The following is a 14,437-nucleotide window of genomic DNA, read 5'->3' as shown; positions in this document are numbered from 1 at the left end:
CATCTTTATTTAACGATTTTACTAGCTTTTTCATTTTATCTCTTTTTTGACACATTTGCCAAAGTGAGATGCACCCGTCAAGAACGGGCAAGATGCCCGTTCCACAAAACTCAATTAACTGGTTCCCGGCTCTGCCTAGTAACGAGTAGAAAGAAAATTCATCTTTTGTGGAACAGGCATATTGCCTGTTCTTGATATTCGTACAAAATGTCAGATTTAAATTGCTAAGAAATCATCGAGTTCGCGGTAATCGGGCAAAGTTGTATCAATTTTAATTCCCTGTCGCAAAACTGTGCGATCGCCCTGCGCTCTAGATAACAATTCGCTGAAATTCCGCGCCTTAAATAAAATCAAATCTGCTGGTAAACCAAGTGCAATTCGTCCTAAACTCGGCAATCCCATTAAATCGGCTGGAGTCTTTGTCACTGCACAGGGCCAGTCTCCATAGGGCCTATCTAAATGAGCGATGCGGACTGCCATATTAAAGACTTCCAAAACGTCGTGATCGCCAAATCCGTAAAACGGATCGCGACAATTGTCGCTAGCAACTGCAACGGGAATTCCTGCTGCTTTGAGTTCGTGCAGCAGTGTCACACCCCGCCAGCGCGGTGTATGCTGAGATTCTCGGTCTTGCAGGTAAAGGTTGCACATCGGCAAGCTGACAATGCCAATATTTGCTTCCTTGACTAATTCCAGAGTTTCTGTTACTAAATCGGAGGGTTGTCGGGCTAAACTACAGCAGTGTCCGCAGATTATTTGACCCCCAAATTCATGGCGGATGGCGGTTTTTGCGACTTCCCGCAATGTTACTGAATCTGGATCGTCGTTTTCGTCGGTGTGGAAGTCGATGTTTAAATTTCGTTCTTTGGCTAAGGCAAAAACTCGATCGAGTTGTTTGTCTAAGTCGGGGTTGATATAGGCGACGCCGCCGAGAATGCCGCCGATTTGGGCCATGCGATCGGCTAATTTTTCGCCGGCAGGTGTCAGGAAATAGTCGAGGGAAACCAGGGAAACTGCTTGCAATATCAGCCGATCGCCCCATTCGGCTTGCAGCGCTTCAAATACTCCCAAACTAACGGTTCCCTGTTCCCCCGCGCTGTCGATGTGAGTGCGGATAGCCTTGGTTCCGTGGGCGTAGCTGCACTTGAGGCCAAACTCCATTCGCCGGTAAACATCCTCTGCATTCCAGTTTTTTTGGGCATCAGCGCCTACCGCTTCGATCGCGCTGGCAAAAGTTCCATCGGGATTGGGCGATCGTTCCCAAATGTGGCCTTTGTCTAAATGGGTGTGCATATCCACAAAACAAGGCCAAACTAAGCCGCCCTGCAAATCTATAACTGGGATATCTCCAGAGGAGGATACAGGTTTTGTACCTGCTGGAGTAATTTGGGCGATCGCCCCTGCTGCAATTTCCAAATCCACCAAACAAAAATTGTTCTCACTCCCCGTTGTCGCCACAGTAGAAGCGGAGGGCGCGAGCGATTTCATCTCTAGAAGAGACGCGGGTACGCGACCATTTTTGAGCAAATAATTAGATGTACTTGGCAACATTAATTTTGTGAGTTAGTATTTTCTTGATAATTCCCGGCTACCAGTTGTAACTATAACAACCCTCGCAGGAATTGTGACCATCTCTTTTCCCCTCTTTCTCTCTTTTCTAGATTCTCTGCGCCCTCTGCGCCCTCTGCGGTTAGTTAAACAAATATCATGCAGAAAGAAAATATAACTCCTAGAGAAACTTGCCTTAAATAGGTAGCTTTGCTGTTTGTACTTCAGCCTTAATCACTGAAGCACTTATGCAAAATTTTTATATTTTCAGGACTGTGCGAAAATCAGCGTCACGAGTTTGGCTATGCCGGATACTTCCCGATCCCGAATCCTTTTGCTATCATAAATCACTGCTTCAAATTGCAATTTCACTTTCAACCAACAGCAGCATCCATAGCAAGAGCCAAAAACAACTGTGTCAAAACCCAAGCATATAGTTTTAACATCCCATCCCGACAGATCCGGCACAAAACCTCATCCCATCCACTGGGGAGAAATCGATCCCCTGAAACGGGGGCCTGTCATTGGCAGCCTCACCAAATCGTCTCACCGGAATGCGATCGGCACTCATTCGGGTTCCTATTCTGTTTATCGCGCGCTAGCAGTGGCTTCCGGCGCACTCCAAGCAGATCACCGCCCCGATTTTACCAACACCTCTCCGGCCGCACACATCGGGCCGCACCCTAGTTGGGGCGATCGCAATTTGATTGTTTCTCTCGATCCCTTTGGGGGTTTGGTCAGCGAAGTTTATACTTCATTTCTCCAGCAGGGATATGATATTCGACCGACAATTGCTGTCACTAAAGCTCACATTAATATGCCAGAATTGCAAGATGCCATCGCTAAGGGGCGGGTGCAAATTGATGGCAAAATAGTCAAAGCAGGTGGCAATTTAGCAGTAACTAAAATTGCGATCGATCCGGTGTGGTATTTGCCGGGAATTGCTAGGCGAATCGGCGCCCAAGAAAGCGTTCTCCGCCGTGTCCTGTTCGAGCAAACAGGCGGAATGTTCTCGGATTTAGTGACGCGGCCGGACTTACAGGTTTTCTTGCCACCAATTGGCGGAACTACGGTTTATATTATTGGCGATGTCGCGAATATTTCTGACCCGGATAAGCAGTTGGCGGTACGGGTACACGATGAATGCAACGGTTCAGATGTCTTCAGTTCCGATATCTGCACTTGTCGCCCTTATTTGGTACACGGGATTGAAATTTGCATCCAAACGGCACAATCCGGCGGTTCTGGGGTAATAGTTTACTTCCGCAAGGAAGGGAGAGCTTTGGGGGAAGTGACTAAGTTTTTGGTGTACAATGCCAGAAAACGGCAGGAAGGGGGCGATCGCGCTGATGCCTATTTTACGCGCACTGAATGCGTGGCGGGAGTTCAAGATATGCGGTTCCAAGAACTAATGCCAGACGTGCTGCACTGGTTGGGGATCTCTCGCATTGACAGTTTAGTTTCTATGAGCGATATGAAATACAATGCGATTATCAATTCTGGCATTCATGTGGTCGATCGCATCCCCATTCCTGAAGATTGGATTCCCGCAGACGCACAAGTCGAAATCGTCGCCAAAAAAGCCGCCGGCTACTACACGCCCGACCCTGTACCAGATGCTACAATTCTTGCAGGAGCGATCGGACGCGATTTAGGAGATTGAGAGGGCAAAGACGCGACCGATGGGACGCGAACAATCGCGTCTTTGCTAGATAAAATTTATTGCTGGTTTTGGATCAGTCAGGGTAGGTTATGGCTAATTTGCGTTCTAGTGTGATCGTAAAAACAGATATTTGTGGATATACCGCCAGAGTCAAAAAATTATCTCAGTCGGACTTAAGTAGTTTGTTAAACGAACATAAAACTTTTGTTTCAGATATTAGCACCCGAAATGAAGGCAGCGTGATTAAAGGGGAAGGTGATTCATTTTGGATAATTTTTCCCAGCGTCACAGCCGCGGCTGTGGCTGCGATAGAAATGCAGCAAGAATTGAGATCGCAACAATCTAGCAAGGCGAACGACGAACGATTGGCTATTCGCGTGTCGATTACATTAGGAGATGTCTTGCATCAAGATAAAGATATCTTTGGCGATACGGTGAATTTAACAGCGCGCATAGAATCAGTAACTCCGCCGGATGAAATATATTTGTCCCAAGCAGCATGGCTGGCCCTCAACAAAGCAGAAGTGCAAACATCTTTTGTCAACGAGTTTTCTTTGAAAGGGATGAGCGAACCTGAAAAAGTCTACAAAGTTGACCAAAGTTACAAAACGCGAATCATCAAGAATCAAGCAATAATTAAAGCTGATTTGAGAGGGTTTATAGCTTATCAAGAATCTAATTCAATCAAAGATGTGGAATATTTGCTCACCAACTTTGATACTTTTGAAAAAACAATTTGCGAAGAATACGGTGGCACAATTCGGAGTATTGTTGGTGATTCGCATTTGTTGACTTTCCCCGAAGCTCACTCAGCCTTAGCGGCAATGGAAAGTCTGTGCGAGAATTGGAAACTTTTTATTAACGCCAATCAAATACCTTGTGGCTTGTCGGTGGGAGTTGCTAAGGGAAATTTATATATATTTAGGTCTTGCACTTACGGAAAAGATATTCACATCGCGGACAGGCTGGAAGATTTAAGTAAAATAGTGTCTCCGGGAAAAGAAAAAAACTCGGTGATAGTTTCCGATCACATAAAACGCGAAGTCAGCGGGTCGAAGTGGGAATATAAGCTGATCAAAATCGATAAAAATGCGATTTTAGATAATCTTTTAGATTACAGTCAGTTTGACTTTTTTCAAGAAAACGATGTTTACCGGTGTTTGGTGGTATGAAGTTGCACAATATTGAACTTGAGACTGTAGAATATCTGAGAACGCCGGCTGCTATTCGTCAAAAGTGCGATCGGCTTTTTGATTTAGCCCGCCAGGACAAACTCCGCTACTTCCGCGTCGATTTATCCCAACTCGACAAAGCAGCAAATTATGTAATTGACACAACGCGCCAACAATATCCCGATTTTAACATTCCCTTTCACAGTCGCTGGCGACATTTTGAAGCTGGCAACTTGTCGCGACTCGCCGAATTGAATGCAGCTTTAGCAGAATTTGCACTCATAGAGCAAGCTAAGATCAAATTTGATTTAGCAATTATCAGCGTTTTGCTCGATGCCGGTGCTGGTGCAGATTGGCAGTATTGTGAACCAGAAACCGGACAGGTTTACCGCCGTTCTGAAGGGTTAGCAATAGCCAGCTTGCGGATGTTTTGTCAAGGTGTTTTTTCCAGCAATCCCGATTTTCCTTGGGAAGCTGATTCTCAGGGACTTTCTCAATTAAAACTAGAAACCTTAGCTGCTGGATTTCAGGTAAGTCGAGAGAATCCGCTAGTTGGTTTAACAGGCAGATTAGAATTATTGCAGGGTTTGGGAAATGCGATTTGCCAGCATCCATTATTATTTGGTAGCGAAAACCCGCGTCCCGGCAATTTGGCAAAATACTTGCTCGACAGTCGGGTTTCTGAAACCAAAACTGTGAAGGCTGGTGATGTGTTGAGCGCTGTTTTGACAGGTTTTGGGGAAATTTGGCCGGGAAGATATGCAATTGGTGGCGTTAATTTAGGGGATGTTTGGCGGCATCGGGCATTACAAGGAGAAAATTTGGGAGATGAATTCGTGCCGTTTCACAAACTCTCGCAGTGGTTGACTTATTCGCTGTTGGAACCGCTGCAAGAACTTGGTTTAGAAGTCGCCGGATTGGATGAGTTAACGGGATTGCCGGAGTACCGCAACGGCGGTTTGTGTTTGGATATTGGGCTGCTGCGGGCAAAAGATTCGGCTATTTTTGAGCAGAGTTACTTGCCGGATTCGGAAGTTATAGTAGAATGGCGATCGCTCACTGTGAATCTTTTAGATAAAATTGCCGCAGCTATTCGAGAAAAGCTGCATTTGAGTGCGGAACAATTGCCGCTGGTGAAGATTTTGCAAGGAGGAACTTGGGCGGCGGGGCGGAAGATTGCCGCCGAATTGAGGGCTGGTGGAGTGCCGCCAATTCAGATTGAAAGTGACGGGACTGTGTTTTAGAGGGAAGAAGGAAGAGAGAAGAGGGAAGAAGCAAGAGGGAAGAAGCAAGAAGGAAGAGGGAAAATTATCCCCTCTTCCAACTTAAAATTCCCAATTCAAACCTGAAAACAATACCTCACACTACACTCCTAACAAGCTGCTTAGCGGCAAGTGCGATATTTGACGTGATAAACTAAACCGCGATGAGCCAAATCGAAGGAGTCAACGGTGGCCATGCCGGCACCGCGGGCTGTCATCGCAGCATTTACTCGCATATTTACACTGTCGCCGCAGCGAGACCAAACATTAGCTAAAGTACCTAACTTATCTCGAACATTGTAGTTAGTTTCGCCGCTGAGATTCCGATTAAAAACTGGGCCGCGCGCTCCAGCGAAAAAGTATTCTGCTCGCAGGTTGCCTGTGGTTCTAGGAGCCACGTAGCCGCGATAATCAGCATCGTAGATAGAAATTTGGTAGCCTTGGGGTACTTTGATGGGAATGCTCAGATTGCAGCTTTTCCGGCTTTCTGTTGAGACATTTCCTTGGGCTGCAAATTTATCAAATAGGATGGTCAGTTCTTGACCGTCGGGGCTGACGCTGACGCTGGCAGAGCGATCGGGGCAACCGCTACCGCCGTAGCTTGCACCTAAAATTTGAACGGCAGGATTAGCCAAGGCGGGGCCGATAGAAGCAGTCATTAATGCCGTAGCTAGCAATAGTTTTACAAACTTCATGGATGTTCTCCTTAATAAGTTCAGTTGTGTGTTAGGAGCACCCTAAAAAAATGGAACTGAATTTAGGTAATGTGTTTTAAACTTGGATATTGCCGCCTTCATGTTGCAAGATGAAAAGCCAGTCAAGCCAAGCTTATAACCTCATGGGCAGTTCCTATTCAGGTTTTTTCGATTAGTGAATTAATCGAAAAAATAGGTTGTATGTTGATACTTCTTAAGATTCATATCGGTTGGTAAAAGTTCCGGAAGGTTTCGGTGCAAAACTCCGGATCTGTGTTATTGGGCTTGGATGGAGCGCGAGACAGCAAAACCAGTGGGGAGGCTTTTGGGCCCGGATCTGCGTTATTAGGAAGAGTGCGGGAAGAAGAGGAAACGAGAGAATGACATATTTGTGTATTTTCAAACCTCGCATACTTAGTGTCGCGCTGGGCGGATGAAAGGCAATTGTCGGAGGGAATTTTATTCGCGGGATATTGGTGTTTTCAATAGGGGTTTGATATAAGTAGTCCCGGACGCAGGGGCGGCAGAAACCGGTTTTTTTTTGCGTCAAGAATGCCTCGATGGCTGATAAGTTAGAATAAAGCCAATTAATTATTCAAAAAAATGAGTGCTAAAGTTACTGTCATCGACCATCCTTTGATACAGCACAAGTTAACTCTAATGCGGCAAACTCAAACGAGCACGGCGAAATTTCGCCAATTGCTGAAAGAGATTGGAATGCTGCTCGCCTATGAAGTGACGCGAGATTTGCCGCTAAAATACGAACTAATAGAAACGCCGATCGCCAAAATGAATGCACCGGTGCTGGCTGCAGAAAAGAAAATTGTTATTATTTCGATTATGCGCGCGGGTCAGGGACTGTTAGATAGTATTTTAGAGCTGATTCCGTCTGCGAGGGTAGGACATATTGGTTTGTACCGCGATCCGACAACTCGCATGGTGATCGAATATTATTTCAAAGTTCCCCAGGATATTGAACAGCGAGATGTTTTAATTGTCGATCCGATGCTGGCTACTGGTAATTCAGCAGTGGCGGCAGTGGATAGGCTGAAAGAAGTTAATCCGAAGTCTATTAAATTTTTGTGTTTGCTGGCGGCACCGGAGGGAGTGGGGCACTTTCACGAACAACATCCTGACGTGCAGATTTATACGGCGGCAGTTGACGAGTGTTTGGACGAGCATGGCTATATTGTACCCGGACTGGGAGATGCGGGCGATCGACTTTACGGCACTATGTGAATTCAATAAAATTGTTTTCTGCTGTATATGTCAATACATTCATTTAAAAAAAAGTTTACTAACATAACTATTGGTTTGATAGTGCCATACAATGTAAATTGTAAGATTTTAATGTCAGGAAAAGCCTATATATAGCAAGGGTTGTAGGATTTTTTTTACATTAAATTCCTAAATCGCATTATCTCAATGTATTTACTGCATCTTATGGGGAAAATCTCTGCCTTTAGTGTAATTAATTGCCAACGGTTAGTTCATAAAATAGATGTATGATCCTAACCGTTTGCGATCGACTACTAACAATTCTTGGACGAGGAAAAAAGAATGGAGACTACAGCACAGAAAGAAGCCCCAACTCACTCTGTTGAGGAAGTGAAAATTCAGAATATCAACAGTTTGGAGTTTGAGCTTTGGGCTAAGGCCGTGAAACGGCAGATGATTGCAGCACTCTCTAAAAAGGGCGCGATTTGACATCTCTGGGTTTTTTGTGCGCCAGTGGTGTTAATTAGATTAACAAAATTTTTGTGTGCATTCTTGTCCGAGAGCGATAAGTGGGGAGGGGAAGAGTTTTGAGATTGCGCTGCTTTCGGAGTTACCGGAGGCGCAAAAGAAAGAATTTTCCTTTTTCCTAGTTTTGGACGTACAGATGGAAGGAAGCCGGGTTTTTTTACGAAAATACTTCTGTTGCAATCGGCAGAAATGGTAAAAAAACCCGGTTTCTTTGTGTCATATCGATTCCGGTTGCACTCCTCATGATGGTTGACTGTTGACTGTTAACTGTTGACTGTGAGTCAAAAAACTGAAAATTGCGTTGATATTTGTTGGCAGCTTCATTCGACTTTACGCCCGACGATGAAGCGCGGATTTGATCTCATTCCGGCGCAGCCGGATTTGATATCAAGAGTGCCTCCGGGACTGTTCTATCTGCCGAATGCTTTCTGCCAGATTACGATCGCTTGTCAACCGCCGCCAGCAAACGCAGACTTCCATCTTGAACCTGCACTGCTTTCACCGTTCCCACAGCAACTCTTTGTTGACCGTTAGCCATCGCTACCTCAATCTTAATCTTGGGGTCAGCCTGCAATCCCAGCCGCCCCCACAGCCACTTGACTTGAGTAGCAGGAAAAGAGCGCACTTCTACATCAGAAAAAGGCGAATTAACCCAACGGCTACCGTCGTAAAAACTCGCTACCTGCACCTGATACCAAACTTGTTCTCCCGCCAATTTTAACTCATTGTTCGGTTCTGGTTCCAGCCACTCAGCGGGATTGACACTGTTAATTAAAGTAGCAGAACCCATAATTTGACTTTTGTGGTCTTCTAGATTTTCAGCCTGAGAAACTGCTTCCTCAAGTTTGTTGACCAAATTCCGAATTCGACTTCTGGTTTCGCTGTCAGTATCTGATTGCTGGTCGAGCCAATTCATCGCCTCGCGAGTTCCGTCTTGAGAAGCTACAATCAGGGCGCCCCAAGCCTTGACATCGGCGTCAGCGGCATTCACTCTCAAGGCGGCGTCTATGCGGTTCCAGATCCGCCCGCCGTCATTTTTGAGGGTTGTGGCTATTTCGTGACTGTTACTCGGATCGGCTTCAAATACTTGCAAAGCTTCAGTCCAGCGGCCGTCGATCAATTCTGCGAGAACTTGTTGACCGGGACTGGCCCAAGATGCGATCGCCTGAGCCCGAGTAATTTTAGCGTGAAATTCGATCGTTTCTAGCTGAGCTTGCGCGACTGCTGGCCAATTTTTGCCAGCTTTCCCCTTCGCCACACGCATAACATTTAATGCTGGAGACCACAGCCCGCTTTTCGCGAGTCGCAGCCCATTTTTGTAAGTCTCGTCATTGAAAGCAATTTCTTCTAAAGAAATCGCCGTTAACTGAACGGGGTTCGGCAAAAATTTGCGCGGGCCAATTTGATAAAGGGTAAATTGTGGCTCTAAACCAACTGTTTGGTCGATCGCCAACTGGGGGTTTTCGCCCTTAACAATTTGCTGCCAATTCGGCGGTTGTCCGGCCGCACTCGCCCACTCCAACAGCGGCATTAAATGATTTTGGCTGGGGTTGTAGCGAACGACTTGTCCGTAGGGAATTTTCCTGTCGCCCCGCATTAGTTTACCGCTAACATTAAACCAAATGCCTGATGCGGGGGGCTTTCCGTCAAAGCGGCGCAGTTCTGTTAGGGGTAACGACTGATTCGAGGCTTGATTGTCAGATGTAGAGTCAGCTAAAGAAGCAATGACAAAAGATTCCGCAGGGCCTTCTACATTCACAGAACTTGCTAACTGAAAATACTGCTCTTTATCGGAACTGCGATCGGGAAGTTGCACTCGCTTGTACACCCGAAGTTCGACAATTTGACGGCAAGGATTTTTGCAAACAGTAGAAGCCTTAACAGTTCTTTCTACCATCACCGGCAATAGCAAATCGGAAATAGAATTATCGCGGGATTGATCGACGGGAAGCGGCAGGGGTTCTCCGGTTACGAATCCCAATTTGCGGACGCTGGCTTTGATTTGATCGAGAGTTTGGATCGAATCTCTGCTACCTGTAGGCAGGCGCGACCATTCCGGCACAAACTGAGAGATCAACCTGTTGCCATTGGGATCGACAATTAGCTGATAACTCAGCCAAGCGCCGCCTCCCATCAAAGCTGTACAGCCACCCAAGATGCTGAGGGCTGTCAAATTAGCTATCAGTCTTTTCCAGGGATATCTGGCGCGAGTTCGGGGAGTAGGTATTGGAAGCTGGGACTCTTGAAGATTTTTGGGGCGTCGGGTTTGGCGCCGCCGTCTTGTCGGAGGAGGAGCAACTTGGCGAGTTTCTGGGGGTTTGGCTCGATTTTTTGAGGGGTTAATTTTGTGTTCCATCATGCCATTTTAGAATTTAGATTTTAGAATTTAGAGTTTAAAATTGCAATAGCCGATCGTACTGCCGACCTATGATATCCCAAGTGTATTGGCTTTCCACGAGCGATCGAGCCCTGACAGAGAGCTCCTGTCTTAGCTGCTGATTTTCAAACAAACTGGCGATCGTCTCAACATACTCCTGAACTTTGTTCGCCCGCAAGGCCCTTATCAGTTGTGGGCCGCCATCGACGGCTAAACCCTCCAAACCTCGATCGCTAGCAACCACGGGAGTTCCCGCAGCCATCGCCTCCAAAGTTTTATTTTTAATCCCAAAACCAATCCGCATCGGCACCACACAAACAGCAGCTTGATGCAAATATTCTGCCACCCTTTGCACCCGGCCTACTACTTGAATTCCGGGAAGTTTCCCCAATGCGAGCACTTCCGGGACTGGCGAAGCCCCTACTAAGGTGAGGGTAGCATCGGGATAGCGCTGCTGCAAAGGCGGCAGTATTTGCAAACTCAGAAACCGCGCCGCGTCAATATTGGGCAAATTATTCATTGCGCCTGCAAAAATTAAGGTGTGTCCTCCCGGATCGATCGATCGGTAGGGAAATTCGGTCAAATCCACGCCGTTAGGAATTACATCAATGGGAGGTACAAAAAAATCTTGTTTTCCTCGCACTTGTACCCGAGGCGACAGCAATTCTAGGAGTTGCTCTCTGTCTGTGGATGTTGTCGCAACAATGCGGGAGAATTTGGAACAATAGCGTTTTTCGTAGCGGGCGAGTAGCGGTAAATTTAGTCGATCGCGCAGGGGTTTTTCCGAGGTGCCGGTTGCTAACATTTCCCTGCAAGTTCCCCAAACGGAACTGTGAATGTTTGCCACTGTCAGCAGTTTTTGCCGCCATTCTGGACGCACGTAAATCTCGTTAACGCTGTGCTCGCAGGTGACAGCATCGCATTGGCCTGCTGTTACCAATTCGTCTGCCCAATTCTGCATTGCTTGGGAGTAGCTTGAGAGTACGTTTGGAGGTGTCCCGGACAACAAAAATCGACCGAATCTGTGGAATTTTCCTATTATTTCAGGGAACCCCCCCTCAGTCCCCCCCTTATTAAGGGGGGGAGGCAAGAAGCCCTCCCCCTGGTTAAGCAGGGCTGTTTCATTATCCGTAGGGGCCGTGCCCCCGTGCCGGCCCTCTTGGTCGGATCTGCCGATCGAATCGTCTAGGTCGGGGGTAGGCACGGAGGCACTACCCCTACAAAATTCATGTTTTTGGTGAGAATGAAACAGCCATGCCTGGTTAAGGGGGGGAGGCAAAAAATCCCCATCGGGTTCTGGATCGAGTCTTAGCCCCCCCTTAATAAGGGGGGGTTGGGGGGGTAATCGCGGGTTGGGAAAAACTGCTAATTCTGTAACTTGCTGGCGCAATGCGTCGATTTGTGCCTCGGTGACATCGGGCGATCGTACAGTGCCGAGAATTACATCATGCCGCCGGCTCAAGTATTGTAATAAATTAAACGTCCTTACCTGAGTTCCTCCGCGGCTGGGCGGATAGGGAAAAGTCGAGGAAAGCATCAAAATCTTCATGGGATGTGGGATAAACTGAGATGTTGCACCATTCTCAATTACTTGTTTAGGAACAGGCTTTTCGGCCTGTTCCACAAAGAGTGAATTTTCTTGTGGAACAGGCCGAAAAGCCTGTTAAGCGAGAATGGTGCAAGATGTGGAATAAATAAAGTTGCCGCTTGCGCGATAAAATTGATTGATAAAATCTTTTTAACAATCTTCGCACCTATGGACGAATTATCTCTTAAGGCGCTGCTCGAAGACTTGAAAAAGCCCGACCAAAGCGTGCGCGATCGGGCAACTACAGAACTCTGGCACACTTGGTTTAACCAGAAAGGTGACTATGGAATGCAAATTCTCAGGCGATCGCAAGTTTCGTTAGATGCAGGCGATGTTCACCACGCTTTGGATTTGCTGACGAATCTGATTGCGGAAGCGCCGGATTTTGCGGAAGCTTGGAACCGACGCGCCGTACTTCACTATACCCAAGGAAATTATAAAAAGTCGATCCACGACTGCGAAATCGTCCTCAAACTGAACCCGGTGCATTTTGGGGCGTTGCACGGTCTGGGTTTGTGCTACGCTGCCTTGGGAGAATACCTAAATGCTATTCAAGCTTTTCGCCGCGCTTTGGAAATTCAACCGTTTGCTTTGGTGAATCAAAAGTTAATTCTCGAATGTACGGCTCGTTTGAGTTAAAATACATTGGGAATTGGCCAAACAGGGAATTGGGCATGGGTGGTTTATTTTCCTGGACTCAATTGCGAATTTTTTCCACAATCTAAAATTGAAAATAGTCGTAGTGCCGAAAATTAGTGTTTGCATTCCTACTTACAATCGAGTGCATCTGCTGGCTTGTGCGATCGCCAGCGTCTTAGCTCAAACTTATACAGATTTTGAATTAATTATCTGTGATGACGGTTCTACTGACAGCACTCCACTATTGATGTCGGAATTTGTCGATCGCGGGATTCGCTACATTCGCCACCCGCAGAATATCGGCAAGAGTAATAATATGCGATCGGGCTTTGCGGCGGCAAGGGGCGAATATTTTATCAAGTTTGACGATGACGATCGCCTGAGCGCGCAATTTCTAGAGCGGACATCTGCTATTTTAGATAAAGACCCCAGCATCGATTTTGTCAGTACAGATCACTGGGTGATCGACATTAACAATTATATTGACGAAAACCAGACGAAACTGAATTCGCAGCGGTGGGGCCGCACCGAGTTATCGGCTGGAATTATTGAAGATTTGCTCTCCGCAGTTTTTCTCAGACAAAGTTTGCAAATAGGGGCGACTTTGTTTCGGCGCCGCGCCTTGGAAGAAGTCGGATTTCTGCGGCCGAATTTGCAAAATTGCGAAGATAACGATTTGTTTGTGAGACTTGCGATTGCTGGCAAAAAGTGCTATTACTTGCCGGAGCTGTTGATGGAGTATCGAGTTCATGCAGGACAGCAAGGAGTCGATCGGGCAATTCCGTATTTAAGCGATAAATTGCGCTATTTGACGGGCTACGAGTTTGAGTCGGAGAAGTTGGAAACAGTCAGGCTCAAAAGGATTGCAGAAACTCAATTAGCGCTAGGTTTGCGACTGATTGAAGTGGGTGAAACTCAAAAAGGGCGCCTGATGGTGCGGGCGGGCAAGTCGGTTTCTGCGGCGAAAATGTGGGCGGGTTTGGGATTGTCGTTGCTGCCCGTCGAGTTGCGTCCAAGGGCGTTTGAGTTTGTGCGGGAGTTGTTGAAACGGGAGTTGTAAAGGCGTAGGATTTCCACAGAATAACCGGCCGTTTCAACCGCCAAGTCTGATTACTTTTACAATACTCCTGACTCTAATTGGTCTAGATAGATAAACTGAGGAGCTTTAACTCCCGCTTCTTCTCTAATTTTAACCAGTCTAGGCGACTCAAAAAACGCCCTAGCATCTGCGATTGATGTCCACGCGGAGAAATGAACAATTTTGTTGGGTTCATTTTCATACTTCAAGACTTGATACGAACGCTCTCCAGCTTCTTTTCGGATGCTTTCAGCACGATCAAATACCTTTTTCCAAGCTTCATATTTTTCTACTTCATGAATAATTAAGACATACTGCATAGTAATCAGCTTCTCTGATAATTTCAAAACTTCAATGGTTCGGTTTACTCCTCCTCTCCCTCAGCATTTTCCTCTTTAAATCCCAACCACAAAAGTATTACCTGTTCTACTTCGAGCATTTTCTCGGATGTCAGACTTCCCAATTTGCGTAGAAGCTTTGCATGAGGAATTGTAATCATATTTTGTACGTCAAATACTCCTTCTCGGAGGAACTTATTTTTGACTTTCGCCTCAAATCTTGAACCGCTTAGACTTGTTGTATGTGGCACTAGGGATCGCGAATTAAATAACTTACAATTTTAATTGTTATTGTGGGATGGGCGTCCCGCCCGTCCTTTTTGGACGGGCG

At 46.5% G+C, this 14,437-nt stretch carries 14 protein-coding genes; 8 read left to right on the top strand and 6 right to left on the bottom strand.

Translation table 11 applies throughout. The annotated features are described in order from the left end of the window. Positions 1-216: 216 nt before the first annotated feature. Positions 217-1,551, bottom strand: a complete 1,335-nt coding sequence (locus tag QUA00_RS33865; protein ID WP_333412854.1) for a cytosine deaminase — start codon at positions 1,549-1,551, stop codon at positions 217-219. 412 nt (positions 1,552-1,963) lie between these two features. Here QUA00_RS33865 and QUA00_RS33860 point away from each other — a divergent pair, with 412 nt between their 5' ends. The 3 genes from QUA00_RS33860 (at position 1,964) to QUA00_RS33850 (ending at position 5,627) form a co-directional block, all read left to right on the top strand. Further along, positions 1,964-3,211 (top strand): GTP cyclohydrolase II, encoded by a 1,248-nt coding sequence (locus QUA00_RS33860; protein ID WP_333412852.1) that lies wholly within the window; start codon positions 1,964-1,966, stop codon positions 3,209-3,211. Positions 3,212-3,300: 89 nt separating this feature from the next. Continuing rightward, positions 3,301-4,383 (top strand): adenylate/guanylate cyclase domain-containing protein, encoded by a 1,083-nt coding sequence (locus tag QUA00_RS33855; protein ID WP_333412850.1) that lies wholly within the window; start codon positions 3,301-3,303, stop codon positions 4,381-4,383. Continuing rightward, entirely contained in the window at positions 4,380-5,627 is a 1,248-nt protein-coding gene (locus QUA00_RS33850) for a URC4/urg3 family protein (RefSeq protein ID WP_333412848.1), read from the top strand. Before QUA00_RS33855 ends, QUA00_RS33850 begins: the two co-directional genes overlap by 4 nt. A gap of 140 nt (positions 5,628-5,767) precedes the next feature. Here QUA00_RS33850 and QUA00_RS33845 read toward each other — a convergent pair whose 3' ends face one another. After that, positions 5,768-6,340 carry a DUF4360 domain-containing protein gene (locus QUA00_RS33845; protein WP_333351473.1) on the bottom strand — a complete coding sequence of 191 codons (573 nt, stop codon included), beginning with the start codon at positions 6,338-6,340 and terminating at the stop codon, positions 5,768-5,770. 255 nt (positions 6,341-6,595) lie between these two features. On the opposite strand from QUA00_RS33845, the gene QUA00_RS33840 reads away from it, so the two are divergent. From QUA00_RS33840 to QUA00_RS33830, 3 genes are all read left to right on the top strand, one after another. After that, positions 6,596-6,724: a hypothetical protein gene (locus tag QUA00_RS33840; protein WP_333412847.1), complete on the top strand. Its 129-nt coding sequence runs from the start codon at positions 6,596-6,598 to the stop codon at positions 6,722-6,724. Positions 6,725-6,943: 219 nt separating this feature from the next. Next, entirely contained in the window at positions 6,944-7,579 is a 636-nt protein-coding gene (gene upp / locus QUA00_RS33835) for a uracil phosphoribosyltransferase (protein WP_333214988.1), read from the top strand. Between the two features lie 321 nt (positions 7,580-7,900). Next, entirely contained in the window at positions 7,901-8,047 is a 147-nt protein-coding gene (locus tag QUA00_RS33830; RefSeq protein WP_333147073.1) for a hypothetical protein, read from the top strand. A gap of 475 nt (positions 8,048-8,522) precedes the next feature. Here QUA00_RS33830 and QUA00_RS33825 read toward each other — a convergent pair whose 3' ends face one another. Together QUA00_RS33825 and QUA00_RS33820 are read right to left on the bottom strand one after the other, a co-directional pair. Further along, positions 8,523-10,445, bottom strand: coding sequence for a hypothetical protein (locus QUA00_RS33825; RefSeq protein ID WP_333147075.1), 1,923 nt, complete (start codon positions 10,443-10,445; stop codon positions 8,523-8,525). Positions 10,446-10,479: 34 nt separating this feature from the next. Next, on the bottom strand, positions 10,480-12,012 hold the full coding sequence (locus QUA00_RS33820; protein WP_333412858.1) for a glycosyltransferase family 4 protein: 1,533 nt from the start codon (positions 12,010-12,012) through the stop codon (positions 10,480-10,482). Positions 12,013-12,219: 207 nt separating this feature from the next. On the opposite strand from QUA00_RS33820, the gene QUA00_RS33815 reads away from it, so the two are divergent. Together QUA00_RS33815 and QUA00_RS33810 are read left to right on the top strand one after the other, a co-directional pair. Then, positions 12,220-12,690: a tetratricopeptide repeat protein gene (locus QUA00_RS33815; RefSeq protein ID WP_333147079.1), complete on the top strand. Its 471-nt coding sequence runs from the start codon at positions 12,220-12,222 to the stop codon at positions 12,688-12,690. Positions 12,691-12,793: 103 nt separating this feature from the next. Continuing rightward, positions 12,794-13,750, top strand: a complete 957-nt coding sequence (locus tag QUA00_RS33810; protein WP_333412856.1) for a glycosyltransferase — start codon at positions 12,794-12,796, stop codon at positions 13,748-13,750. Between the two features lie 56 nt (positions 13,751-13,806). On the opposite strand, the gene QUA00_RS33805 is transcribed toward QUA00_RS33810, so the two are convergent. Further along, a complete protein-coding gene (locus tag QUA00_RS33805) occupies positions 13,807-14,088 on the bottom strand; it encodes an antibiotic biosynthesis monooxygenase (protein WP_333412844.1) in 282 nt (93 codons plus the stop codon). Between the two features lie 44 nt (positions 14,089-14,132). Continuing rightward, a complete protein-coding gene (locus QUA00_RS33800; RefSeq protein WP_333147085.1) occupies positions 14,133-14,357 on the bottom strand; it encodes a hypothetical protein in 225 nt (74 codons plus the stop codon). Between the last annotated feature and the right edge of the window lie 80 nt (positions 14,358-14,437).

The sequence above is a fragment of the Microcoleus sp. T2B6 genome (genome assembly GCF_036700475.1).
GTDB lineage: Bacteria > Cyanobacteriota > Cyanobacteriia > Cyanobacteriales > Microcoleaceae > Microcoleus.
This window is presented reverse-complemented; position numbering and strand designations above follow the sequence as displayed.

Excerpts from the sequence above, each read along its gene's own strand:
- QUA00_RS33805 (WP_333412844.1), bottom strand. The coding sequence starts at position 14,088 with ATGCAGTATGTCTTAATTATTCATGAAGTAGAAAAATATGAAGCTTGG.
- QUA00_RS33825 (WP_333147075.1), bottom strand. The coding sequence starts at position 10,445 with ATGATGGAACACAAAATTAACCCCTCAAAAAATCGAGCCAAACCCCCA.
- QUA00_RS33855 (WP_333412850.1), top strand. The coding sequence starts at position 3,301 with ATGGCTAATTTGCGTTCTAGTGTGATCGTAAAAACAGATATTTGTGGA.
- QUA00_RS33865 (WP_333412854.1), bottom strand. The coding sequence starts at position 1,551 with ATGTTGCCAAGTACATCTAATTATTTGCTCAAAAATGGTCGCGTACCC.
- upp (WP_333214988.1), top strand. The coding sequence starts at position 6,944 with ATGAGTGCTAAAGTTACTGTCATCGACCATCCTTTGATACAGCACAAG.
- QUA00_RS33830 (WP_333147073.1), top strand. The coding sequence starts at position 7,901 with ATGGAGACTACAGCACAGAAAGAAGCCCCAACTCACTCTGTTGAGGAA.
- QUA00_RS33850 (WP_333412848.1), top strand. The coding sequence starts at position 4,380 with ATGAAGTTGCACAATATTGAACTTGAGACTGTAGAATATCTGAGAACG.
- QUA00_RS33820 (WP_333412858.1), bottom strand. The coding sequence starts at position 12,012 with ATGAAGATTTTGATGCTTTCCTCGACTTTTCCCTATCCGCCCAGCCGC.
- QUA00_RS33815 (WP_333147079.1), top strand. The coding sequence starts at position 12,220 with ATGGACGAATTATCTCTTAAGGCGCTGCTCGAAGACTTGAAAAAGCCC.
- QUA00_RS33845 (WP_333351473.1), bottom strand. The coding sequence starts at position 6,340 with ATGAAGTTTGTAAAACTATTGCTAGCTACGGCATTAATGACTGCTTCT.